The 21,822-nt window shown below is 69.6% G+C and carries 20 protein-coding genes; 14 read left to right on the top strand and 6 right to left on the bottom strand.

Features of this window, described 5'->3' with window-relative positions; translation table 11 throughout:
- The first annotated feature begins 8 nt into the window (after positions 1–8).
- The 5 genes from ACZ42A_RS07855 (at position 9) to ACZ42A_RS07835 (ending at position 4,739) form a co-directional block, all read left to right on the top strand.
- Positions 9–290, top strand: coding sequence for a hypothetical protein (locus ACZ42A_RS07855; RefSeq protein WP_468526301.1), 282 nt, complete (start codon positions 9–11; stop codon positions 288–290).
- Positions 291–768: 478 nt separating this feature from the next.
- Complete coding sequence (locus ACZ42A_RS07850) at positions 769–1,278, top strand: SigE family RNA polymerase sigma factor (protein WP_468526300.1); 510 nt, start codon at positions 769–771, stop codon at positions 1,276–1,278.
- A gap of 51 nt (positions 1,279–1,329) precedes the next feature.
- A complete protein-coding gene (locus ACZ42A_RS07845; protein ID WP_468526299.1) occupies positions 1,330–2,640 on the top strand; it encodes a hypothetical protein in 1,311 nt (436 codons plus the stop codon).
- A 259-nt stretch (positions 2,641–2,899) separates the two neighbouring features.
- Positions 2,900–3,169 (top strand): hypothetical protein, encoded by a 270-nt coding sequence (locus ACZ42A_RS07840; RefSeq protein ID WP_468526298.1) that lies wholly within the window; start codon positions 2,900–2,902, stop codon positions 3,167–3,169.
- Between the two features lie 253 nt (positions 3,170–3,422).
- Positions 3,423–4,739 carry a phosphatase PAP2 family protein gene (locus ACZ42A_RS07835; RefSeq protein ID WP_468526759.1) on the top strand — a complete coding sequence of 439 codons (1,317 nt, stop codon included), beginning with the start codon at positions 3,423–3,425 and terminating at the stop codon, positions 4,737–4,739.
- A gap of 37 nt (positions 4,740–4,776) precedes the next feature.
- Here the strand turns inward: ACZ42A_RS07835 and ACZ42A_RS07830 are convergent, their stop codons facing one another.
- The 6 genes from ACZ42A_RS07830 to ACZ42A_RS07805 all read right to left on the bottom strand — a co-directional run bounded on the left by ACZ42A_RS07830 (position 4,777) and on the right by ACZ42A_RS07805 (position 13,085).
- Positions 4,777–4,974: a hypothetical protein gene (locus tag ACZ42A_RS07830; protein WP_468526297.1), complete on the bottom strand. Its 198-nt coding sequence runs from the start codon at positions 4,972–4,974 to the stop codon at positions 4,777–4,779.
- Positions 4,975–5,452: 478 nt separating this feature from the next.
- Positions 5,453–5,878, bottom strand: coding sequence for a contact-dependent growth inhibition system immunity protein (locus ACZ42A_RS07825; RefSeq protein WP_468526296.1), 426 nt, complete (start codon positions 5,876–5,878; stop codon positions 5,453–5,455).
- 15 nt (positions 5,879–5,893) lie between these two features.
- Positions 5,894–10,357: a polymorphic toxin type 28 domain-containing protein gene (locus tag ACZ42A_RS07820; protein WP_468526295.1), complete on the bottom strand. Its 4,464-nt coding sequence runs from the start codon at positions 10,355–10,357 to the stop codon at positions 5,894–5,896.
- 11 nt (positions 10,358–10,368) lie between these two features.
- On the bottom strand, positions 10,369–10,845 hold the full coding sequence (locus ACZ42A_RS07815; RefSeq protein ID WP_468526294.1) for a hypothetical protein: 477 nt from the start codon (positions 10,843–10,845) through the stop codon (positions 10,369–10,371).
- A 4-nt stretch (positions 10,846–10,849) separates the two neighbouring features.
- Entirely contained in the window at positions 10,850–11,314 is a 465-nt protein-coding gene (locus ACZ42A_RS07810) for an SseB family protein (RefSeq protein WP_468526293.1), read from the bottom strand.
- 58 nt (positions 11,315–11,372) lie between these two features.
- The gene (locus ACZ42A_RS07805) at positions 11,373–13,085 is read right to left on the bottom strand and encodes a chitinase (RefSeq protein ID WP_468526292.1); all 1,713 of its coding nucleotides are present in this window, start codon (positions 13,083–13,085) and stop codon (positions 11,373–11,375) included.
- Between the two features lie 283 nt (positions 13,086–13,368).
- Here ACZ42A_RS07805 and ACZ42A_RS07800 point away from each other — a divergent pair, with 283 nt between their 5' ends.
- The 9 genes from ACZ42A_RS07800 (at position 13,369) to ACZ42A_RS07760 (ending at position 21,820) form a co-directional block, all read left to right on the top strand.
- Positions 13,369–14,229 carry a hypothetical protein gene (locus tag ACZ42A_RS07800; protein ID WP_468526291.1) on the top strand — a complete coding sequence of 287 codons (861 nt, stop codon included), beginning with the start codon at positions 13,369–13,371 and terminating at the stop codon, positions 14,227–14,229.
- Positions 14,230–14,294: 65 nt separating this feature from the next.
- Positions 14,295–15,002 carry a Flp pilus assembly protein CpaB gene (gene cpaB / locus ACZ42A_RS07795; protein ID WP_468526290.1) on the top strand — a complete coding sequence of 236 codons (708 nt, stop codon included), beginning with the start codon at positions 14,295–14,297 and terminating at the stop codon, positions 15,000–15,002.
- 9 nt (positions 15,003–15,011) lie between these two features.
- A complete protein-coding gene (locus tag ACZ42A_RS07790; RefSeq protein WP_468526289.1) occupies positions 15,012–16,268 on the top strand; it encodes an AAA family ATPase in 1,257 nt (418 codons plus the stop codon).
- Positions 16,265–16,657, top strand: a complete 393-nt coding sequence (locus ACZ42A_RS07785; RefSeq protein WP_468526288.1) for a TadE/TadG family type IV pilus assembly protein — start codon at positions 16,265–16,267, stop codon at positions 16,655–16,657. Before ACZ42A_RS07790 ends, ACZ42A_RS07785 begins: the two co-directional genes overlap by 4 nt.
- Position 16,658: 1 nt before the next feature.
- A complete protein-coding gene (locus ACZ42A_RS07780; RefSeq protein ID WP_468526287.1) occupies positions 16,659–17,096 on the top strand; it encodes a TadE/TadG family type IV pilus assembly protein in 438 nt (145 codons plus the stop codon).
- Positions 17,093–18,430 carry a CpaF family protein gene (locus tag ACZ42A_RS07775; protein ID WP_468526286.1) on the top strand — a complete coding sequence of 446 codons (1,338 nt, stop codon included), beginning with the start codon at positions 17,093–17,095 and terminating at the stop codon, positions 18,428–18,430. The genes ACZ42A_RS07780 and ACZ42A_RS07775 overlap by 4 nt, the downstream gene beginning before the upstream one ends.
- Positions 18,431–18,516: 86 nt before the next feature.
- Entirely contained in the window at positions 18,517–19,461 is a 945-nt protein-coding gene (locus tag ACZ42A_RS07770; protein ID WP_468526285.1) for a type II secretion system F family protein, read from the top strand.
- Between the two features lie 40 nt (positions 19,462–19,501).
- The gene (locus ACZ42A_RS07765; protein WP_468526284.1) at positions 19,502–20,389 is read left to right on the top strand and encodes a DUF5936 domain-containing protein; all 888 of its coding nucleotides are present in this window, start codon (positions 19,502–19,504) and stop codon (positions 20,387–20,389) included.
- 3 nt (positions 20,390–20,392) lie between these two features.
- Positions 20,393–21,820, top strand: a complete 1,428-nt coding sequence (locus tag ACZ42A_RS07760) for a sensor histidine kinase (RefSeq protein ID WP_468526283.1) — start codon at positions 20,393–20,395, stop codon at positions 21,818–21,820.
- Positions 21,821–21,822: the final 2 nt, after the last annotated feature.

Genomic DNA, 21,822 nt, shown 5'->3' with positions numbered 1-21,822 from the left:
GGGCATCGATGGGACTGACACCGCGCATCAGGCGGCGAATCTCCGAGGAGTACCGGCCGGAAGATCGGCAAGCTGTCGAGGAAATTCTCCTGGAGCTCCTGGATGACCTGGGAGAAGGGGGCGGAAGAGAACGGATCCTGGCCGCCACGCTCATTCACAGTCAGGGACAAGTGGACAGACTTCTGCTCTCGGTTCAGGATGCCCGTGAGGATTGGCGGGACATTCTGATGGGTTCCGGGCTGGAGCACGGAGACTGGGCCGAACGCCTGGACGCCGAGTTCGGAACGTGAGCCGGCGGCTGGGCCATCAGCCCATGGCGCGGTAGTACCCGAGCACCGCCGGCAGCTGGGCGAACCACTCCTGGATCTTCGTCCGGGGCTTCGCCTCGGCTACGCACTCGTAGAAACGGTACTGAGGCGATCTCCCGCAGCTGCTCGATCGTCAGGGCCGGCTCGGTGCGGGTCGGGGCGTCGTTCTGGGTCCCGGAGTTGAAGGCGCTGATACGACGCGGAAGCCGTCGAACCGCATGGTGTCGACGGTCCACATCACGCCACCCGCGACGCCCTCGTCGCAGACCCCGAAACTGCCCGCTACCTCACCACCGACCCCCTCGGACTTACGCACAGGAGCCTGCACGTGTCCAGCCTCGCCGCGAGGCACGCGTGCAGGAGCGACCTGAAACATTTCCCGACCCCCACCGCATCAATGAGGTGACAGCCACGACGAGGCGCCGGTGAGACGAGTCATCGGCAGGGGCGGGGAGCGTAGATGAGACAGGGCCGGGCGGACGAGTACGCCGAGTTCGCGGCAGCGCGCACCGGTCACCTGTACCGGTCCGCGTGTCTGCTCACCGCCGGAGACACCCACCTCGCCGAGGACCTGGTCCAGGAGACCCTGGGCCGGCTGTACGTCAGCTGGCACCGGGTCAGCCGGGCCGGCAACCCCGCCGCGTACGCCCAGACCGTGCTCACGCGGACCTTCCTCGCCCAGAAGCGGCGCCGCAGCAGCACCGAGCGGACGACCGACGTGCTGCCCGAGCGGGCCGACCCGGCACGTGGTGACGCGTCCCTGCGGCTGACCTTGCTGGAGGCGCTGGCCCGGCTGCCCGTCAAGGACCGGGCGGTGGTGGTGCTGCGGTACTGGGAGGACCGCAGCATCCAGGAGACCGCCGACGTCCTGCACGTCAGCTCCGCCGCCGTACGCACCCGGTGCGTGCGTGCTCTCGCGCGGCTGCGGGAGCTGCTCGGCGAGGACATGGCCGAGTACGCCGCGGCCTGAGCCCCCTCCGTCCTCTTCTCACCCCACGAATGACAGAAACGGTGGTTCGCCATGCCCGTGGAACCCTCGCAGGACCCCACGCACGACCCGCACGACCCCTTCGAGGTCCGTCTCGGCGCCGCCCTGCGCCAGACCGGTGACACCTTCGACGCCGACCGCCCCGCCCTGGTCGCCGCCGGTCAGGCGCGTGGGCGCCGGATGCGGCTGCGCCGCCGGGCCGCGGTGTTCGGCGGCGCGGCGAGCCTCGCGCTGGTGGGTGTCGGCGCCACGCTGGTCCTCCCCGGGGACGGAAACGGGGCACCCGCAACCGGCGGATCGCAGTCCGTCGGGCGGATGGGCGCGGCGTCCGCCAACGCGGCCGCGCCTGACCCCGTGACCGAGCAGGAGATGATCTCCACGCTGATCTCGCTGCTCCCCGAGGGGAAGGTCAGCGAGACGGCCGGGCAGGGCACGCGCGACGCCGGGCCGCCGCCGTACGCGCGGGTCGTGTTCGACGACGGGCAGGGCCAGGGGGCCGTCACCGTCAGCGTGGACCGGGTCGAGCCGGGCAGCGAGTCGGCCCGCCAGTGGACCACGTGCCCGGACAAGGCCATGATCCCGCACGACGCGTGCCGCACCAGCCGACTGGCGGACGGCTCGCTGCTCATGATCTTCCAGGGGTACGAGTATCCGGACCGGCGCGTGGACACCAAGCGCTGGCAGGCGGAGCTGGTCACGCCCAAGGGGCAGCACATCAGCGTCAACGAGTGGAACGCGGCGGCGGAGAAGGACGCGCCCATCAGCCGGCCGGAGCCGCCCCTGTCGACGGAGCAGTTGGAGAAGGTCGCCACGGCGCCGGTGTGGCGTGTGGTCGTGGACGCCATTCCCGAGAACCCCAAGCACCCCAAGGACCCCGGGGGCGAGGTCAAGCCTTCCTCGGAGGCCGGCCCGCCCCCCGCCGTCGACGGCACGACCATCCGCAAGACCCTCACCCAGCTGCTGCCGAAGGAGGACAAGGTCGTCTCCGAGGGCGGTCAGGAGACCGAGTTCGCGTACGTCGTCGTCGACGACGGCCAGGGCCGGAGCCTGGTCCAGCTCAATGTGCAGCCCGACATGCGCGACGTCGCCGACCAGCTGTACGCCGACGCCGAGACCCTGGCGGACGGCACCAAGGTCGCCGTACGGCAGGAACCGGGCGACAAGGGTGTCGCGGGTGGCGTGATGTGGACCGTCGACACCATGCGGCCCGACGGCTTCCGCGTCGTCATCAGTGCCTTCAACTCCGGGACTCAGAACGACGCTCCGACCCGCACCGAGCCTGCCCTGACAATCGAGCAGCTGCGGGAGATCGCCCTCAGCCCGAAGTGGCTCAAGCTGGGCTGAGGGTCCGGCCACCGGTCCACCGCTGCACCTGGGTGAGCCATTCGCCCAGGTGCGGCAGGCGGTTATCCTCTGGGAGCACACCACCTTCCGGGGGACACCGACGATGACCATGCAGCCGCCGCCCTACGGCCCTCAGCCCGCATACGGCCAGCCGTCACCGCCCCCGCCGACGACTCCTCCGGCCGGATTCGGCCCACCCCCGCCCCACTACGCTCCGGCGCCTCCGCCCCAACCAGTGGTGGCGTCAGGACCGGAGTTCATGGCAGTGGACCGCCACAGCTCGATCGTCGTCGACGCCGAGGGCGTGACCTTCGAGATCAACGACGTGACCGCTGAATTCCCCTGGCCGGAAATCCGCAGCGTCCACTACAAGGCAAGCCCCTCGGGCAAGCACCTCATGATGGCCGTAGTCCACCTCGACGGCCAGGTCTACGAGTGCGTGGTCGAGGCGAAGCCCCGGACGAAGATCCAGGAGTGGTTCGCCCAGCTACCGGCGGTGATCGGCTACTACCGCCCTATGGGCTGGTAGCCATGAGACCAGGATTCCCCCTCGCCACCGCCGGGCCGGCCGCAGAGCCCGGTAATGATCAGATAACGATGGATGAGCTGATGAACCCCGACGGACGGGTCACCGTCTCCAACGAGTGATACCTAGAGCGTCGCGGGTGTTCTCGCGAAGAAGAGTAAGAGGCAGAAGCGACTCCTCCGCATGGCGCCAACCCCGGGCGCTGCTGTGGGCCGCCGCCGGTGCGGTGACCGTCGCTTTCCTCATCGCGCTGGAGATGGCCGCGCGTCGCTACGGCGTGCCGGGGCCGATCACCAACCAGGCGCGAGAGGTGATATTCCCGCCCAAATCGGGTGGTCTGCTGTACGCCAGTATGGCGTTGATGATGGTGGTGCTCACCTGGCGGCAACGGTTCATCGCAGTTGCTGCCGCAGTGGGCATCGACGTCATCTTCTTGCTGGTCCGCTGGGCGGCCGACGCCGAGATCAGCGAAGGCCACCCCTTCGGCAACGGCGCTTTGTGGGTGATGCTGGGCTGTGCGGTCATCGCCGTCACGCGCCGCACCGGCAGGGAGCGCGCCCTGCTGCTGAAGGGCGTCGGGCTGGGCCTGCTGCTGATCACCGGCCGTAAGACCGGCGACACCTGGCTGCTCATCACCTCGAAAACCCGCCCGGATGTGCTCGACCAGTACGTGGCAACGGCCGATCACGCGCTGGGCAGCCCTTCGTGGCTGGTGGGCCGGATCGTCACGGCCACCGGCCCGATCGGCTTCAATGTCCTCGACTTCGTCTACGGCCAGCTTCCGGTGGCCGCGGTCGTCGTCGCCCTGTACCAACTGCGCAATGTGGCGGTCGAGCGCCGCTTTCCCCGCCATCACCTGGTGCGCAGCTTCCTGACGATCGGCCTCCTCGGGCCGGCCGTCTACATGATCTACCCGGTGGTCGGACCGATCTTCGCCTTCGGCACCGGCACCGAGCACTGGGCGGCGGTCAGCCTGTGGGCGGACACGTGGCCCACCCAGCAGTGGGCGGTGGCCAACCTCTGGCCGACAACACCGCTGCCGATCAGTACCCCGCACCCCTTTCCGTTCGACGAGGTCACCCCACGCAACTGCATGCCCAGCCTGCACACGGCGTGGGCCACCGCGATCTTCATCCACACCCGCAAGGGCCCACGCATCCTGCGCCACGCGGGCACGTTCTGGCTGATAGCCACGCTCTGCGCAACACTCGGATTCGGCTACCACTACGGCGTGGATCTCGTCGCCGGCGTGGTCTTCGTGCTCACGATCGAGGCAGGCCTACGCTCACTCGACCGCGGTTGGGACCGATCAGGGCTTCAGCTGGTCGCCTACGGCGCAACGGTCTTCGTCGCGCTCCTGGCGTCGTATCGCTATCTGCCGATGGAGATGGCCCGGCATCCGTGGCTGTCCGGACCACTCCTCCTGCTGGCCATGGCCTCAGTGATCTACGGCTACGCACGGACCACCGCCCTGCGCGAACCGAAAGCCGCACCCACCGGTGACGCAGGCCTCCTGGTTCCCCAGGAGGCACCCCCTCCGTCAGCGCCCGGCGTCGTCGACGTCAGCCGGTAGATGACAAAGGCTCGTGGCCGGGCCGGCAGCAGTCCAGTCACCACGGCAGGAGATGGTCGGCCTTGCCTTCCTTGATGTCGAGGATCATGGGTCGGAGGGCTTCGCGGGAGTCGGTGAGGTAGTGGTCCTCTTGGCCGGCTATGGCGATGTAGGCGTTGCCGTCGGGGTCGGTGCCGAGACGGAAACAACTGGTTCCCTCACCGCAGAAGGGCTCTGCCCAGGTGATGTCATCCACTGTGCGCCGTCTCCTCACAGGCTGTCGGCGATGGCCCGGACGAAGTCCCGAGATGCAGCGCCGCCTCGTGTACGACGGCGACGTACTCGGTCGGGTTGTCACCATCCAGCACTTGCTGACCCGGCACGGAACGCCAGCCGGAGCGCCACGGAAGAGTTCGAGCGTGTGGTCGCTGGTCTACAACAGCCCAGGGACGTACACGGCATGAGCGGCCCGCACCCGTGTCGCCTCGAGCTCTGCGATGTCCAGCAGCCCGGCGGCCGGCGAGCCCCCGGTAGCGTCTGCCTCAGTCGCGCCGTCCGGGATGGTGTCCGTCCCTGCTTACGCCGTCCGGTACCCGAGGTCATCACCCCCGTGAGGCGACGCACGGCCGAGTCGTTCGACCAGGTTGTTGTCGCGACGGCCATGCTCGGGCACTACCGCCCGAAAGGATGGTTCAACCGCCTGCTCCCTGACGGACGGTCTCCAGATTGGCCTTTCACAGCAAATCAGACAGAGATGCGCGAAAGTCGTCCACGTAGCTTTGAATATATTCCGACAAATCGGTAAGCATGCGCACGGTCTCATCAAGGTGTCGTGCGAGATCCGGGGTAGATCTCCATACGGCCTCTTTCCTGTTCAGCACTGCTGACAGCAGGTCGTCGTCGTACCAACCTCCTGTGGCTCCTTCCGGAGCCGTGTCGCGCAGGTGATCCAGTGCCACGGGAAGGAGCCAGCGAAGTCCCACATCTTGGCCGATCAGCCGGGCCAGATTCGGTGCCGATAGGTCCTTGATGGGTCGACGCCTCAGTTCGTGAACGCTCTGCACCAGGAGTGTGCTTTCTGCCGGCGGATCCGGCCAGCGCTCCCCCTCCAATTCTTCAATCGAGCTTTCTTTGTCAATGGAATCCGAGAGCACAGCCATTTGCCTTTCAGTTCTCTACTTGCGATGTCCGATCGAGTGCAGGAAGCCATTGAGTCGATCCAACTCGCTTGTCACCCTTTTGTGCTTCGAAACGAGAACCTCCAATCCTCGATCGGTCAACGAGTCGGGTAGGCTCTGCATCTCGCGCTCGAGAATCCTTCGAATCTTGTCCAACCCGTCTCTGGCTTGCTTCAGTTCAGTGATGTGGTCAAAAGGTGTTCCGTCGCTTCTTCGAGCTACCACCTCTCCGTTTGCCTCCCTTCTGGCCGCATCATAGTGATTGTGTCTCGGTTGCGAGTTAACATCACCCAATGGGTCCTGCATGATGTTCTCGAACCTCTCGATGGCTGCCTGTGCGGTCGAGGAAAGGCCCAACTCGGGGCAGTTCAGTGGGGCGAGGCCAAGCGCGTCCGACCATACGTGAGGGTTGTTGACATAAGTAACCGGGTTGGGGGCAGGCGCTAGCCCGAGGGGGTCTGGAGTGAGGTAGCGGGCACTTTCGGGGTCGTAATGTCTGAAGTAGTTGTAGTGGAGCCCTGTCTCAGGGTCGTAGTACTGCCCCGGAAAGCGGAGCGGTGTGTAAGTCGTGCTGTCCGTCGACCAGGCCGTCGTGCCCCACAGTGTGCTCCGCGTGCGCCACGCGACCTCGCCCCGCTCGTCGATGAGTTCCCTTGGGGTGCCGACCAGGTCGGTGACGATGGCGAAAAAGCGGGAGTCGATCTCCTCCTGCGGGGTGTCGGCCGTGGCGAGGATGCGTTCCGTCTGGGCAAGCGGGCGCAGAGCCTGGTGGTCCCAGGTGAGGGTGACCGGGTTCGGGAGAGCCGGGGACGTTGTCGTCTGTTCGCACAGGGTCGTGCCGTCCCAGGTGAACAGCACTTGCTCGACCACCGTTTCGCCGTCCTCAGCCAAGCGCAGCTTTGCCGTGCGGCGGCCCAGAGGGTCGTATGTGTAGTGCCAGCGGGTGCCGTCCGGGGTGGTCACCGCCGTCAGGCGGTCCTCGGTGTCCCATTCGTAGCGCCAGGTATCCGGTTTGCGGGACAGGCGAGTTTTCTGGCGTAGGACTGTGCGGCCGAGTTCGTCGTGTTCGTAGCGGACGCGGCCGGCTCGGGTGATGCGGGTGCCTGTGTACTCGCGGTCGCCCACTGCCTCCGCGCCTGGGTGGGACTCCGGCCAGGATGCCGATGTCTGGTTGCCTGCGGCGTCGTATGCGTACGTTTCCGTCCAGTTCGCCGCGTGCACCGCCGTTACCCGGCCCACCGCGTCCAGGTCGAAGCGGCGGGAGCCGGAGAGCTGGTCGTCGATGCCGATCAGGTTGCCGTCGGCCCGGTACGTGTACGAGCGGTGCTGGATCCGTGTCCCGCCTCCGCCCGTCACCGACTGCGTGGTGAGGCGGCCCAGCTCGTCGAAGACGTGTTCCAGGGTGACCGTCTCGCCGACCTGGCGGGTCAGTTCGCGGCCCGCCGCGTCGTACGCGAAGTCGATCGCGCGGCCCGAGGCCACCATCCCCACGCGGCGGCCTGCCGCGTCGTAGGACCAGGTCGTCGTCGCGCCGGTCGGGGTTGTGCGGCCCGTTCGGCGGCCCAGGCTGTCGTACGTGTAGGTCAGTGTCCGGCCGTCGACCGTTTCCGAGAGCAGGCGGCCGTACTCGTCGCGGGACAGCGTCAGAGTCGTGCCGTCCGGGCCGGTCGCCTGGGCGAGCTGGTCCGTCGCGTCGTAGGCGAACGTCGTGACCTGGCCCGCCACGTTCTTGCGGATCACCTGGCCCAGCGCGTTGCGCTCGAAGGACACCGTCTCGCCCAGCGCGTTCGCGCGGGAGGTCAGGCGGCCTGCCGCGTCGTACTCGTACGTCAGGCGGCGGTCGTCGAAGTCCGTCTCCGTGATCAGGCGGCCGGCCGGGTCGTACTCGTACGTCCACGCCAGGCCCTGCGGGTTGGTGACCTTCGTCAGCCGCAGTTGCTTGTCGTGGTCGAAGTCGTAGCGAACGCCGTCCGGACCCGTGCGCGCCGTCAGCAGGTCGAAGTGTGTGTACTCGAAGTGCGAGATGCCGCCCAGCGGGTCGGTGTGGCTCGTGCAGTTGCCCTCGCCGTCGTACGTCCACGACTCCGTCGTGCCGTCGGCGGCCGTACGGCGGGACAGGAGGCCCTCCACCGTCCACTCCAGGCGGGTCACCGCGCCCGTCGGGTCCGTGATCGTGACGGGGCGGCCGAAGGCGTCGCGTTCGTACCGGGTGACCGCACCGAGAGGGTCCGTGATTTCGACGGGCAGTCCAGCCGCATCGCAACGGACCGTCGTCGTGTGGCCGAGCGGATCGGTCACGGTGGTGAGGTGGCCCGCTTCGTTGTAGGTGAATCGGGTCGTCTGGCCCGACGGGGTGGTCAACCCGATCCTGTTGCCCCGCTCGTCGTACGTCTGATGTACGACCGTGCCGTCTGTGTTCACCACCCGGACCGGCCGTCCGAGTTCGTTGTATTCGGCCGTCGCTTGCCGTCCGTCGGGGCGGACGACTGAGGTCATGTTGCCCGTCTCGTCGTAGCGGAACGACGTGACGTGGCCCAAGGGATCCGTGCGCGACAGCACCCGGTGGTAGCGGTCCCGTTCGTAGCGCGTGATCGCACCCACCGGGTCGATCTCGGCCACCACCTGGCACAGCTCGTTGACCAGGTAGCGGTAGACGTGACCAGAACCTGTCGTCGCCGTCGTCGTCCGCAGCCCCGTGTGCGGGTCGCGCTCGCCGTACTCCAGGCGCAGGCTCATGTGGCCCTCGGCGCCGCCTTCCGCGATGCAGCGGTCCCTGTCGTCGTACTCGTACGTGTAGCTGCGGTCGTTGGTGTCGGTCCAAGAGGTGATCCGGCCCGCATCGTCGTATGTGAAGCGGAGAGGTACGCCCGAGGAGTTCACGACCTCCGTGAGGTCGCCTGCCTCCGAGTAGCCGTAGCGGATCAGCTCCTGGTCGGTGCCGTCCGAGGCGGCGCCTGCCAGGTTCAGCGCCATGATCCGGTGGTCCTCGGTCGTGATGCGGATGCGGTAGCCGCCGCTGTGCGTCAGGGCGAGCGGGGTGCCGTCCGGGGCGTACTCGAAGGTGATCCAGTTGCCGTTGCGGTCGTCGATCTGTTCCAGCACGGCGTGGGCGTCCGTCTGCGGCGTGAAGTGCCATACGCGGCCCGTTGACGGATCGGTGATCCTGTAGCCGTCCGCGTCCCGGTGCAGGGGCCAACGTGGCCCCTCGGTCGGGAGGGTCGGCTCGTCGCCGGGGCCGGGGTGCGGGTAGGCCAGGAGCAGGCCGTCCTCGTGGACGAAGACGATCCGCTCGTCGTCCATTTCCAGGCGCTGGTCGACCGTGTTCGACCAGGACGGGCCGAACCAGCGTCCGGCGCGGTAGCCGGACTCCGCGCGGCGTTTGAAGACAAGGGGGAGTGTGCCGGGCAGCGTGACGTCCGTCTGCGGCAGGTACATCTTGCCCGTGGCGAGGTCGACGGGGTCCGTAGGGTTGAGGTTCACACGCTGACCTGGCTCGCTGTGGGCGCCCGGGTCGGACCCGTTCAGGTGGCTGGAAGCCGTCCCCAGGCCGGTCGCCTGCCCAGATCCATTGGTCCCGTCCAGTCGGCGGACCAGGCCCGCCGAGCCGCCCACCACAGCCCCGCCGCCCAGGCTCGGCGCGAGATACCCCAGCATCCGCACCGGGTCCTTCTCGAACGCCTCCCACGTGTTCGACGCGCCCTGGTAGAAGTCCTTCGAGAAGGCGACGGGGTCGCGGACCGCCGCGATGCCGCCGTCCAGCAGCATCGCACCGTCGTGAAGGTACGCGCCGGGCTCCGTCAGGAGGCGGCCCGGGTTGACCGCCAGCGCCAGGTCGGCGAAATCGCCCGCGGCCTCCTTCGCGCCGCCCTTGAAACGCTCCCAGGCGTTTGGGCGGTTCGGTGCCTTCTCGGCGGCCGAACGCAACTCGCGCTTGGCGGTGGCGGCCGCCTCCTCGACATCTCCCTGTGCCTTCTGGATCATGCCGACCAGTTCGGTCATCAGGGTCTTGCCCGGGTCGGCCTCCGGCGGCTTGGTGGCGCCGGCAGTGTCGCCCGCCTTCACCGCCGTGTTGTAGTCGTTCACCGACTTCTCGTACGTACGCGACAACTCGCGTGCGACCGGCGCCTCGTTGTCGATGATCTGCGCTGTGAGGCGCTGCGCGGCGTCGAGGGTGTTCCGATACGCCAGCACCGCCAGACTCGCCGCGACGAACGCGTCCAGTGCCTTGTCCAGGTCCTTGGGGAGCCGTTTCACGGTGTCGCGGAAGACCTCTGCCGCCTCGCCCTGCCAAGGGTCCGTGTTCAGCTTGCGCAGCTGCTCCGCGCCCTCCCCGAAGTTTGCCGCCGCGCCGGCCAGCTTCTTGATCAGCGCGTCCAGTTCGGACGGCTTGCCCGGCACCCAGTCCTGGACGGTGTCCTCTGCGGTGATCCAGATCCGACGGTAGAAATGCTTCTCGGTCATCGCAGGGGTGCCTACTCCTCGCCGTCGCCCGCTTCGGGGCGGTCCACGCGGCCTCTGAAGTGCTGCTCCTTGCCCGTGATGCCGTAGCCCTCCAGCCACGTCGTCACCGGGTGGTCGTCCTTGTACTGCTCCTGCAGCCGGACCTGCCGCGCCTCGTACCCCACCTTTGTGTCCGTGACCAGGAACGTGTTGATCGCCGAGCTGAGCGCGGCGACGATCACGTCGGCGTCGTCGGCGATGCAGCCGAGGCCGTGGCACCACTTGTCGAGGAACGTGTTGACGGCGTCCGTCACGTCGTCCGCGCCGGTCTTGTCCAGCGTGTTCAGCGCCATGAACTCCATGCGCTGCTCCGCGCTTTCGCCGGCGAGCTTGCGTGCCGCCGCCGTCGACTCCTCCAGCGGACGGGCGATCGACTGGAGGAACTGGACCTCGTACTTGAAGTCGCCCCCGTCGGCGCCCTTGGGTATCAGCCAGGCCTCGCCGCCCACGTCGTCACTCCCCCCGGTTCCGGTACGAGATGTGCAGCACCGGCTCGGTGCCGACGGCCGCCGACGCCAACCGCACCGCGTGGTCCGCGGCCGGGTCCAGCCATACGTCCAGTCCGGGCGGCAGGAGATCGAGTACGTCGGCGCCGGTCGTCGAGAACCAGGGACCCTCGCCGGCGAACAGGGCGAACTGCTCCAGCGAGGAGAAGACCGGGACCAGGCGGTCAGCCGTCCCCGGCTGGTCCCCGTCACCGGCGTCCATGAAGTCCAGCAGCCTGGAACGCGGGCCCTCGCCCCCGTCGTCCGCCCTGGCAGCCGGTGCGGGCACGGTCAGGAACCCCGGCTCCTCCGGCCGTTCGCAGTACACCCGTGCCCGTACGAACGCGTCGAAGACGTCCTGCGGCGGGGCCTGTCCCTCCCGCGCCCGCCGCACGACGTCAACCAGACCGCCGCCTTCCTCCCCCGTACTCATGTTCCCAAAGATCACACGAGGCGGTTACGGAGAGCAAAGCAGCCCACGCGTTTTCGGACTACGGCAGCGCGTGCACATGCGCCCCCACCGCGTTGGACCACGCATTGCCCGCCGCGGCGTCCCAGTTCGTGGACCACGTCATCGCGCCCCGCAGGTCCGGATACGTCCGCGACGGCTTGAACGTCCCGCATCCCGTGCCCTTGGTCAGGCAGTCCAGGGCGCTGTTCACCACCGACGGCGAGACGTAGCCGCTGCCCGCCGCCCGCGTCGACGCCGGCAGTCCCAGGCCCACCTGGGACGGGGCGAGGCCGCCTTCCAGCTGGATGCAGGCCAGCGCCGTCAGGAAGTCCACCGAGCCCTGGCTGTAGACCTTGCCGTCACAGCCCAGCATCGAACCGCTGTTGTAGTACTGCATGTTGACGATCGTGAGGATGTCCTTCACGTTCAGGGCCGTCTGGAAGTACGCGTTCGACGTCGACTGCATGTCGATGGTCTGCGGGGCCATGGTCAGGATCATCGACGGGCCCGCCTTCGCCGACAGCGCCCGCAGCGCCTGCGTCATGTACGTCGCATTCAGACCGTTCTCGAGGTCGATGTCCACGCCGTCGAAGCCGTACGTCTGCATCAGCGCGTACACCGAGTTCGCGAAGTTCGTCGCCGACGCCGAGTCGTTGACCGTGACCGTTCCGCGCTCGCCGCCCACCGAGATGATGACCTTCTTCCCGGCCGCCTGCTTCGCCTTGATGTCCGCCTTGAACTGGTCCACCGTGTAGCCGCCCAGCCCCGCCGAGTCCAGGTTGAACGTCACCGCTCCCGGTGTCCCGGTCGCGTCAGCGAAGGCCACCGCGATGATGTCGTACTGGGACTGGATGTCCGAGAGGCGCTGCACGGTCGCGCCGTTGTTGAAGTTCTGCCAGTAGCCCGTCACCGCGTGCTTGGGAAGCGAGGGACCGTTTCCGCCGCCCGAGGGCGCCGTCGTCGCCGTCACCGTCGCCGACTTCGGCGACTCACCCGCCGCGTTCGTCGCCGTGACCTGGAACGAGTACGACGTCGAAGCCGCCAGGCCCGTCACCGTCGCCGAGGTGCCGGTCACCGCCGTCACCTTCGTATCGTTGCGGTAGACGTTGTAGCCGGTCGCGCCCGACACCGTGTTCCACGCCAGGGACACCGAGGAGGACGTCGTGCCGGAGACCCTCAGGCCGCTCGGAGCGCCCGGGATCGTCGGAGCCGGGTCGCCGCCTCCGCCCCCGTCCGGGCCGAAGACCGACACGTCGTCGACGTGGTACGCCGCCTGGCCGTACCAGCCGTGGGTGTACACCGTCACCGACGTGGTCGAGGAGCCCGTGGTGAACGTCGTCTTCAGTTCCTTCCATGCCGTGGAGTCGGGCGTCCACGTCGAGACGTCCGTCGTGCCCGTCCCCGTCGCCCCCAGGTACGCGTACCCGCCCTGCACCCACGCGCTCAGCGTGTACGTCGAGTTGGGCCTGACGGCGACCGTCTGGGTGCAGCGGGCGTTGTCCTGGCCGGCGGGTGTGGCCTTCAGGGCCGCCGAGCCGCCGTGCACGGGGGAGGAGACGGCCGTACCGCTGCCGGCCGAGCATGTCCAGTTGGTCAGGCCCGCCTCGAAGCCGGCGTTCTTCGCGTTGTTGACGTCCGCGGCGGACGCCTGTGTGGCGGTGGTGAGGGAGAGGGCGAGGGCGGCGGTGGCAGCGCCGGCCCAGAGGCGTATGCGCCTGCTGCGTCTGTGTCTGCGTACGAGGTTGAGGTCCACTGGGGCCTCCGGTGGGGAGTGGGGGTCGTTCGGGACGACGGTGGCCACCGCTGGCCTCAAAGTTGGTCCAGACCAATTGAGTTGTCAAGGGGTCCGCATCGGCGTGCACAACCTGCCCCGTTTTGCCGCGACTTGTGCGAAGACAGTTGCTCCCGAGCTACACAAACGCTGTTCTCCGGTCACAGAGCCGTGGATACAGTGCTGAGGTAGTCACGCAATGAAGTCACCTCGGTGCGCCGGAGTAACGCCGGCGGGCCGACCGGCGTGAGACGGGGAGCTGCGCGTGCCAACTGCCATTGCCGTGACCAGCGCCGACCTGGCGCTGCCGCCGCAGGACGAGCGGACCCTGCCCGCCGTCGTCCTGAAGGACCTCGACCGGCGTCCGCTGGAGCAGGTCCTCGGCGAGGTGCTCTCCGTCCTGGACGCCCACGGCCATCTCGTCGTCGTCCACTCCGCGGCCGTTCCCGCCGCCGTCGAGCGCCGGCTGCACACCGTGCGCTCGCTGCTGGAGACCGACCGGATCGCCCTGTTCAAGCCCGATCTGCCGCCGCTCGGCGTCGCCGTCCTCGCCCGGCAGCTGCGCCAGCTCGCCTCCTGCGACCTCAGCCCCGGCGTGCTCGCCTCCGCCGGCCGGCTGCTCACCCACTACATCCATGCCGGTGCCGTGCTCGGCTCGGTCGCCCGGCTCGACCGGGTACCCGTCGATCTCAAGGCGCACGCCAAGTCGTGGCTGCCCGGCAGCCAGTTCGCCGTCGTCGCCCATCCGCAGCCCCAACTCGTCCGGCTCGGAGGGCCCGGGGCCGCGCTCACCGGCCCGGAGTTCGCCACCTGGATGGTCACCGCCAAGGGTCAGCTCCAGTCCGACTGGGTCACCGGCACCCTCGGACCGTCCTGGAAGGTCCAGGGCCTGCGCGAGACGGCGCTGCCCGCCGAGTCCGCCGCCTGGTGGGGGACCGGCAAGCTGATCGAGTTCTGCTCCTACCTGCCCGATCTCTCCGTCCTCTACCAGCTGGTCGGCTCCGTCCGTCAGGGCACCTGTCACTGGTGCGGCATCGACGTCATCGGCGACCGCTGCGTGTTCTGCTCCGCCACCGCGCCGCCCCCTCCCGCCCAGCACCAGCACCGCCAGCTCACCGCCGGATAGAGCACCCGAGCACCCGAGCACCCGAGAAGCCCCGACCGCCACCCCCCGATGAGGTTGCCCGCTTCATGAACTCCCGTCAGCGCCGCGGCGTGATACTGCTCCTCCTGTCCGTCCTGTGCGCCCTCGGCGCGTTCGCGGGCGTCCTGTCCGTCGTCAACGACGTGAAGTCCAAGGTCGGTCCCGAGGTCACGGCATACCGGCTGAGGCAGAAGGTCGAGCCCTACACCCCGCTCTCCGCAGGTCAGTTCGAGAAGATCTCGATGCCCGAGCGCTGGCTGTCGCCCAACGCCGTCCGCGACCTGGCGGAGATCCGCGGCAAGATCGCCGTCACCACCCTCCGGGCGGGCTCCCTGCTGCAGACCGACATGATCGTGGAGCGGCCCGCCCTCCAGCCGGGCGAGCAGGAGGTCGCCATCATGATCGACGCGGCGACCGGTGTCGCCGGAAAGATCACCCCGGGTGCCCGGGTCAATGTGTACGCCACCTTCGAGGGCGAGCGGGACGGCGACCCGGACCAGTCCAAGATCATCGTCATCAACGCCAGGGTCCTCGACGTCGGCGAGCTGACCGCCCTCGAACCCGACGACAACGACCGCGGCCGGCAGCCCGTCGACGCCGTGCCGATCACCTTCGCCCTCTCCGCCCTGGACGCCCAGCGCATCACCTACGCCGAGTCCTTCGCCCAGCGGGTCCGGCTCGCTCTGGTCGCGCCCGGCGCCGACTCCGCGGTCCCCGAAAAGGACCGGACGTACGAACTCGCGAAGGACAAGTGAGAGGCCCGCATGCCCACGAGGATCCTGCCGGCGGTCGGCGACGCGGACGCGGCGCGCTCCGTCACCACCCTGCTCAGCCAGCTCCCGGACGCCGAGCCGGTGGCCCCGGTGGTGGACTCCACCCAGCTCGTCGACACCCTCGCCCGGCTCGCCGCCGAGTCCGTCGACGAACTCCCCGAGGTCGTGGTCGTCCACGAGCGGATCGGCCCCGTCCCCGCCCTCGAACTGATCCGCGAGGTCGCCCTCCGCTTCCCGGCGGTCGGCGTCATCCTCGTCACCTCCGACGCGAGCCCGGGACTCTTCCAGGCCGCCATGGACTCCGGCGCCCGGGGCCTGGTCACCCTGCCGCTCGGCTACGAGGAACTCGCCAGCCGCGTCCAGGCCGTCTCCCAGTGGTCGATCGGCGTACGCCGCCACCTCGGCCACGGCGGCGACGTGTTCACCGGCGTCGGCGGCACCGTCGTCACCGTCAGCGGGGCCAAGGGCGGAGTCGGATCCACGGTCACCGCGATTCAGCTGGCACTCGCCTCGCAGGCCTCCGGCCGCAACACCGCTCTCGTCGACATGGACCTCCAGGCCGGGGACCTCGCCTCCTACCTCGACGTCCAGTTCCGCCGCTCGGTCGTCGACCTCGCCGCCATCACCGACATCTCGCCGCGCGTCCTCGCCGACGCCGTCTTCCGCCACGACACCGGCCTCGCCCTGCTGCTCGCCCCGGCCGAGGGCGAACGCGGCGAGGAGGTCACCGACCGCGCCGCCCGCCAGATCGTCAGCGCCCTGCGCTCCCGCTACGAGACGGTCGTCATCGACTGCGGCGCCCAGCTGACCGGCGCCGGCGCGGCCGCCGTCGAGATGGCCGACACCGCCCTGCTGGTCACCACCCCGGACGTGGTCGCCGTACGCGGCGCCAAACGCGTGGTGCGCATGTGGGACCGGCTCCAGATCCGCAAGGCCGAGGAGACCACGGTCGTCGTCAACCGGCACACGCGCGGTACGGAGATCCAGCCGGCCCTCGTCCGCAAGATCACCGGTACGGCGGTGGCGGCCACCACGATCCCCGCCCACTTCAAGGAACTCCAGGCCGCGGTGGACGCGGGCCGCCTGCACCTGCTGGACAACCGCAGCACCGTGAAGCAGGCCCTGTGGGCCCTCGCGGGCGAACTCGGCCTGGTCAAGGCGGCGGCGGACCGCCGGTCGGGCGGCGGCCGGGTGCGGGGCGACCGGGGGTCCGTGAGCTTCCGCAGGCGGCGGGAGACAGGGGGATGACCATGCGGCGTACGCCGATACGCGACCGGGACGGCGGCCAGGTCACCGTCGAGTTCCTCGGCATGACCCCGCTGATCCTCGTCACGCTGGTGCTGCTGTGGCAGTTCGTGCTCGTGGGATACACCTTCGTGCTCGCGGGTAACGCTGCCGACGAGGCGGTACGCGCGGCCACGGCGGCGGCGCCGGGCGAGCGCCAGGGCGCCTGCGAGGCGGCCGGTCGGGACAAGCTGCCGGGGGCCTGGGAGGGGGGCGCGAGCGTGAGCTGCGGGGGCGCGGGCTATGTCACGGCCGACGTGACCCTCAAGGTGCCGGTCCTCTTCCCCGGCGCGGTCGACTTCCCCTTCGAGGTGGAGGGCCACGCGGGGGCGGTCGAGGAGGAGACGGACTGAGATGTCGACGGAACGGACCGAGAGGTCGACCGAGAGGTCGACTGAGCGGTCGTACGCGCCCTCTGACCGCCGTAGGACCCGCCGCGACCGCGGTCAGGTCGCGCTGGAATACCTCGGGTTCATCCCCGTCCTGATCATCGTCGCGCTCGCCGCCGTACAGATCGGGCTGATCGCGTACGCCGCCCAGCAGGCCGGCACCGCCGCGCGCGCCGGAGCCCGCAGCGCCTCGCTGGACGGGCCGTACGCGGCGGACTGCCAGGCGGCCGTGAGCGGCTGGCTCGCCGACGGGACGTCCTGCACCAGCGCCGGAGGCGGCGACGAGGTGGAGGTCACCGCGACCGTCGACATTCCGTCCGTCGTCCCCGGCTGGGACTTCGGCGACGCCCACAAGTCCGCCACCATGCCGCGCGACGCCGGACCGAGGAGCACGGAGCCATGAGCCTGCGGGCACGCATCAACTCCCCGGAGGAGCACGGCAGCCGGGGCGAGGACGGCCACCTGGTCGCCTCCTACCGGGCCAAGCTGCTGGAGGAGATCGACCTCGCGGAGATGAGCGCGCTGGCCGCCGCCGAGCGCCGGGCGCGCCTGGAGCGGGTGCTCGGGCACATCATCAGCCGCGAGGGCCCCGTGCTGTCCACGGTGGAGCGCTCGCAGCTGATCAGGAGGGTCGTCGACGAGGCGCTGGGCCTCGGCATCCTCGAACCGCTCCTCGAAGACGCCTCCATCACCGAGATCATGGTGAACGGCCCCGACGCGATCTTCGTCGAGCGCGGCGGCCGGGTGGAGCAACTGCCGCTGCGGTTCGCGTCGAACGACCAGCTGATGCAGACCATCGAACGAATCGTGTCGACGGTCAACCGACGGGTCGACGAGTCCAATCCCATGGTCGACGCCCGCCTGCCCTCCGGCGAGCGGGTGAACGTCATCATCCCGCCGCTCTCCCTCACCGGGCCGACCCTCACCATCCGCCGCTTCCCGCGCTCCTTCACCCTGCACGAGCTGATCGGCTTCGGCTCCCTCGACGAGCCCATGCTGTACCTGCTCGGGGGGCTCGTGCAGGCACGGTTCAACATCATCGTCTCCGGCGCCACCGGCACCGGGAAGACGACCCTGCTCAACGCCCTCTCCGGCCTCATCCCGGAGACGGAGCGGATCATCACCATCGAGGACTCCGCCGAACTCCAGCTCCAGCAGCAGCACGTCATCCGCCTGGAGTCCCGCCCGCCGAACGTCGAGGGCAAGGGGCAGGTCACCATCCGCGACCTGGTCCGCAACTCGCTGCGGATGCGCCCCGACCGGATCGTGGTCGGCGAGGTCCGCGGCGGCGAGTCCCTGGACATGCTCCAGGCGATGTCGACGGGCCACGACGGTTCGTTGGCGACCGTCCACGCCAACAGCGCCGAGGACGCCCTGATGCGGCTCCAGACGCTGGCCTCCATGTCCGACGTGGAAGTGCCCTTCGTGGCGCTGCACGACCAGATCAACAGCGCCGTCGACGTCATCGTCCAGCTCACCCGGTTCGCCGACGGCGCCCGCCGCGTCACCGAGATCGCCGTCCTCGACAGCCACGGCGGAGAGCCGTACCGCCTGGCCACCGTGGCCCGGTTCGACGCCCGGCCGATGACGCCCGACGGCCGGGTCCACGGCGCCTTCCGGTACTTCCCGCTGCCGCGCCGCACCGCCGACCGCCTGTACCTGGCCGGCCAGCCCGTCCCCCAGGCCTTCGGCGTGGCCCACACCGTGGACCAGCTCGCCACCAGGACATGGAACTGAGGACAGGGACATGAGGATGTGGAACGAGGACGTGGGACCGCGGATGTGGGACCGAGGACGTGGAACCGAGGACGTGAACTGAGGCCATGGAACTGAACACCCTCGTCTCCCTGACGACCGGCATCACCCTGCTGACCTGCGTCCTCGCCATCGTCGGGGTGCACGCGTACGCCATGGGCAGGGCCCAGCGCCAGGCCCTGGTCGACCGCCTCACGGCCACCGGCCAGGTCCCGCTCACCGGCCGCCGGCGCCGCTTCCGCAAGCTCGACCGCCGGCTGCGCCGTACGAAACTCGGCCGGCGCTTGGAGCTGCGGCTGGCGGCGACCGGCCTGGACGTCACCCCCGGCGAGTTCTTCGCCGCGATGCTCGCCACGGTCGCGGGCCTGTGGCTGATCGGCCAGGCGACCCTCGCGCCGTTCTTCGGCCCGATCGCGGGCCTGCTCGGCGTATGGGCGGCGACGCAGTTCCTCAACTGGCAGCGCCAGAAGCGCATCGAGAGGTTCATCAACCAGCTCCCCGAACTGGCCCGCATACTCGCCAACGCGACCCATGCCGGGCTCGCCCTGCGCACGGCCATCGGTATGGCGGCGGAGGAACTGGAGGCCCCCGCGGGCGAGGAGCTGGCGAAGGTGGCGAACCAGCTGGCGGTCGGCGCGTCCATGGACGACGCGCTCGGCGAGCTGGCGGAACGCCTCCCGTCGCGCGAGCTGGTCGTACTGGTCACCACACTGGTGCTGGCCAACCGCGCGGGCGGCCAACTGGTGGGAGCCCTGCGCAATCTGACCGAGACGCTGGAGGAGCGCAAGGAGACCCGGCGGGAGATCCGCACCCAGCTCTCCCAGGTGAACATGACCTCGTACGCCGTCCCGGTCATGGGCATCGGCTCCCTCTTCCTGATGAACGGCGTGAAGGACGGCGCCCTGGACCGCATGACCGGCTCGCCCTTCGGCCAGGTCGCCGTGATCGTCGCGTTCGCGCTGTACGCGGTCGGATTCATCCTGATCCGCCGGATGTCCCGGATCGACGTCTGAGGAAGTCTGAGGAAGCCTGAGGAAAGGGGGGGACCCGGACATGGCACTGCTGCTGGCCTTACTGATGGGCATCGGCGTATGGGGGATCTTCGCCGGGGTCCGCATGTACCGCGCGGACGCCAAACTGCCCACCGACCTGGCGCTCGCCCTGGAGGTCGGCGCCACCCGCACCGGCGCGGTCGACTCGCTGGTCGACCGCCTCGGCATGCGGTACGCCCCCGCCGTACTGCGCCTCATGGGCCCCAAGCAGGTCGCCAGGTACCGCCGCAAGATCGACCTGGCGGGCAACCCCGGCGGCCTGACCATCGACCGCTACGCGGCGAGGCGGGCGGTGTACGGCGCGCTGGGCGCCGTAGGCGGCCTGATCTTCCTGTTCCAGGGCAACGTACTGATGACCCTGCTGCTGTTCGCCTTCGGGGCGTTCTGGACGGAGGTCGGCATCTGGTCGGCGATCCGGGTCCGCAAGGACGTCATCGAACGCACCCTGCCGGACTTCCTGGACGTGCTGGCGGTGGTGGTGAGCGCGGGCCTGGGCTTCCGCCAGGCCCTCGACCGCGTGGCCTCGCGATACGAGGGCCCCTGGGCGGACGAGATCCGCATCACCCTGCGCCAGATGGACCTCGGCATGAGCCGCCGCCAGGCCTTCGCGGAGCTGCGCCGCAGGAACGACTCCGAGCAGGTCGCGATGTTCGTGACGGCGTTGCAGCAGGGCGAGGAACTCGGCGCCCCGATCGTCGACACCCTCGTCGCCCTCGCCAAGGACATGCGGCGCACGGACGCGCAGAACGCCCGCCGCAAGGCGGCCCGGGCCGTGCCCAAGGCCACCATGATGATCACCACCTTCATGGTCCCGGCGACGATGCTGCTGCTCGGCGCCGGCCTGCTGCTGGGCTCCGGGACGGACTTCGGCTCCCTCACGGGTGAGTGAGCGATGGCGACGATGGCTTCCGCGGGTTCCAGGGGGCGGGAGGTCGCGGGCCTGCTGTCGCGGCTGCGGAAGCGGAGGAAGACCGGACCGGCCGCCTCCGCCCAGGCACCGTCCGCACCCGCCCTCTCCCTCCAGATCAACGCCCTCCAGGCGTTGTGCCGGCAGGTCTTCGGCTTCCGCCTGGCGATGATCGCGCTGGCGGCCCCCGCAGCGCTCCTGAACGCCGCCCCCGGCCTGGGGGCGTATCTGGTGGGCGCGGCGGTAGTGGTCACCTTCATGGCGTCGTACGCCCTCTTCCGGGACTGGGAACGCTTCGGCCCCCTCCTCCTGCGCCACCCGGCCCTCCTGGCCGCGGACACCCTCTTCGGCTCGCTCCTCCTGGTCTCGGCGGGCCCCGACACGACCCTCGCCTACGTCAGCGTCTGCACCCCCCTCCTCGCCGGCCTCGCCTACAGCTGGCGCGGCGCCGCCTGCTTCGCCTCCCTCCAGTCGCTGATCCTGCTCCTGGTCGAGGCGACCCTGGCCCGGGGGGAGCACCGAACCCCCGCGGACGCGCTGCTCCTGCCCGGCCTGTGTGTCATCTCGGGGGCGGCCGGCTCGGCCCTGCGGGGGCTCATGCTGCGCTTCGGCGAGGCGACGCAGGCACTGACGACGGTCCAGGCCCGGCTGGCGGCCGCGGAGGCGGTGGCGGAGGAACGCGCCCGCCTCGCCCGCGAACTGCACGACTCGGTGGCCAAGACCCTGCACGGCGTGGCACTGGCCGCGGAGGGCCTGGCCGCCTCGGCGAACGCACCGGCCCCGGATGCGGCGGTCCTGCGCCGACAGGCGGAACTGGTGGCCCGCTCGGCCCGCAGAGCGGCGGCGGAATCCCGCGAACTCCTGACGGACCTGCGCCGCGAGTCGGCTCCGGCGGGTCTGCTGGACCTGGAGGCGGAACTGGCGGCGCGCACCCACGACTTCACGGCTCGTACGACGATCGATGCGACGTACCAGCGGACAGGTACCGACCCTGTTCCCCCCGTCCCACCCCCGGTGGCCCGCCAGCTCCTCACCATCACCACGGAGGCCCTGGAGAACGCCCACCGCCACGCGTCCCCCGCTTCCGTCCAGGTGAGAGCGGGCGTGGAGGGCGACCAGCTCAGCATCTCCGTGTACGACGACGGCGATGGCCTGCCTCCGGGCACGACCCTCGAACACCTCCGCGCCGCGGGTCACTTCGGCCTCGTCGGGATGGTCGAGCGCGCCGCGTCCGTCGGCGCCCGCATCCGCATCGGCCGCGGCGCGCACCCCCGGGGCACGGAGGTCCGGTTGGACCTGCCCCTGGCGGCGCTGCCCACGACAGGCGAGGCGCTGCCTCCGACAGGCGCGGCGCTGTCCACGACAGCCGAGGCGCTGTCGGGGACAGCCGAGGCAGCATTCGACGCAGCATGAGG

The sequence above is a fragment of the Streptomyces sp. NPDC030838 genome (assembly GCF_055572035.1).
This window is presented reverse-complemented; position numbering and strand designations above follow the sequence as displayed.

Bases quoted from the DNA above. Each gene is read 5' to 3' on its own strand.
- ACZ42A_RS07780 (WP_468526287.1), top strand. From the start codon at position 16,659: ATGTCGACGGAACGGACCGAGAGGTCGACCGAGAGGTCGACTGAGCGG.
- ACZ42A_RS07810 (WP_468526293.1), bottom strand. From the start codon at position 11,314: ATGAGTACGGGGGAGGAAGGCGGCGGTCTGGTTGACGTCGTGCGGCGG.
- ACZ42A_RS07760 (WP_468526283.1), top strand. From the start codon at position 20,393: ATGGCGACGATGGCTTCCGCGGGTTCCAGGGGGCGGGAGGTCGCGGGC.
- ACZ42A_RS07835 (WP_468526759.1), top strand. From the start codon at position 3,423: ATGGCCGCGCGTCGCTACGGCGTGCCGGGGCCGATCACCAACCAGGCG.
- ACZ42A_RS07820 (WP_468526295.1), bottom strand. From the start codon at position 10,357: ATGACCGAGAAGCATTTCTACCGTCGGATCTGGATCACCGCAGAGGAC.
- ACZ42A_RS07765 (WP_468526284.1), top strand. From the start codon at position 19,502: ATGGCACTGCTGCTGGCCTTACTGATGGGCATCGGCGTATGGGGGATC.
- ACZ42A_RS07845 (WP_468526299.1), top strand. From the start codon at position 1,330: ATGCCCGTGGAACCCTCGCAGGACCCCACGCACGACCCGCACGACCCC.
- ACZ42A_RS07770 (WP_468526285.1), top strand. From the start codon at position 18,517: ATGGAACTGAACACCCTCGTCTCCCTGACGACCGGCATCACCCTGCTG.
- ACZ42A_RS07785 (WP_468526288.1), top strand. From the start codon at position 16,265: ATGACCATGCGGCGTACGCCGATACGCGACCGGGACGGCGGCCAGGTC.
- ACZ42A_RS07775 (WP_468526286.1), top strand. From the start codon at position 17,093: ATGAGCCTGCGGGCACGCATCAACTCCCCGGAGGAGCACGGCAGCCGG.
- ACZ42A_RS07790 (WP_468526289.1), top strand. From the start codon at position 15,012: ATGCCCACGAGGATCCTGCCGGCGGTCGGCGACGCGGACGCGGCGCGC.
- ACZ42A_RS07850 (WP_468526300.1), top strand. From the start codon at position 769: ATGAGACAGGGCCGGGCGGACGAGTACGCCGAGTTCGCGGCAGCGCGC.
- cpaB (WP_468526290.1), top strand. From the start codon at position 14,295: ATGAACTCCCGTCAGCGCCGCGGCGTGATACTGCTCCTCCTGTCCGTC.
- ACZ42A_RS07840 (WP_468526298.1), top strand. From the start codon at position 2,900: ATGGCAGTGGACCGCCACAGCTCGATCGTCGTCGACGCCGAGGGCGTG.
- ACZ42A_RS07855 (WP_468526301.1), top strand. From the start codon at position 9: ATGGGACTGACACCGCGCATCAGGCGGCGAATCTCCGAGGAGTACCGG.
- ACZ42A_RS07825 (WP_468526296.1), bottom strand. From the start codon at position 5,878: ATGGCTGTGCTCTCGGATTCCATTGACAAAGAAAGCTCGATTGAAGAA.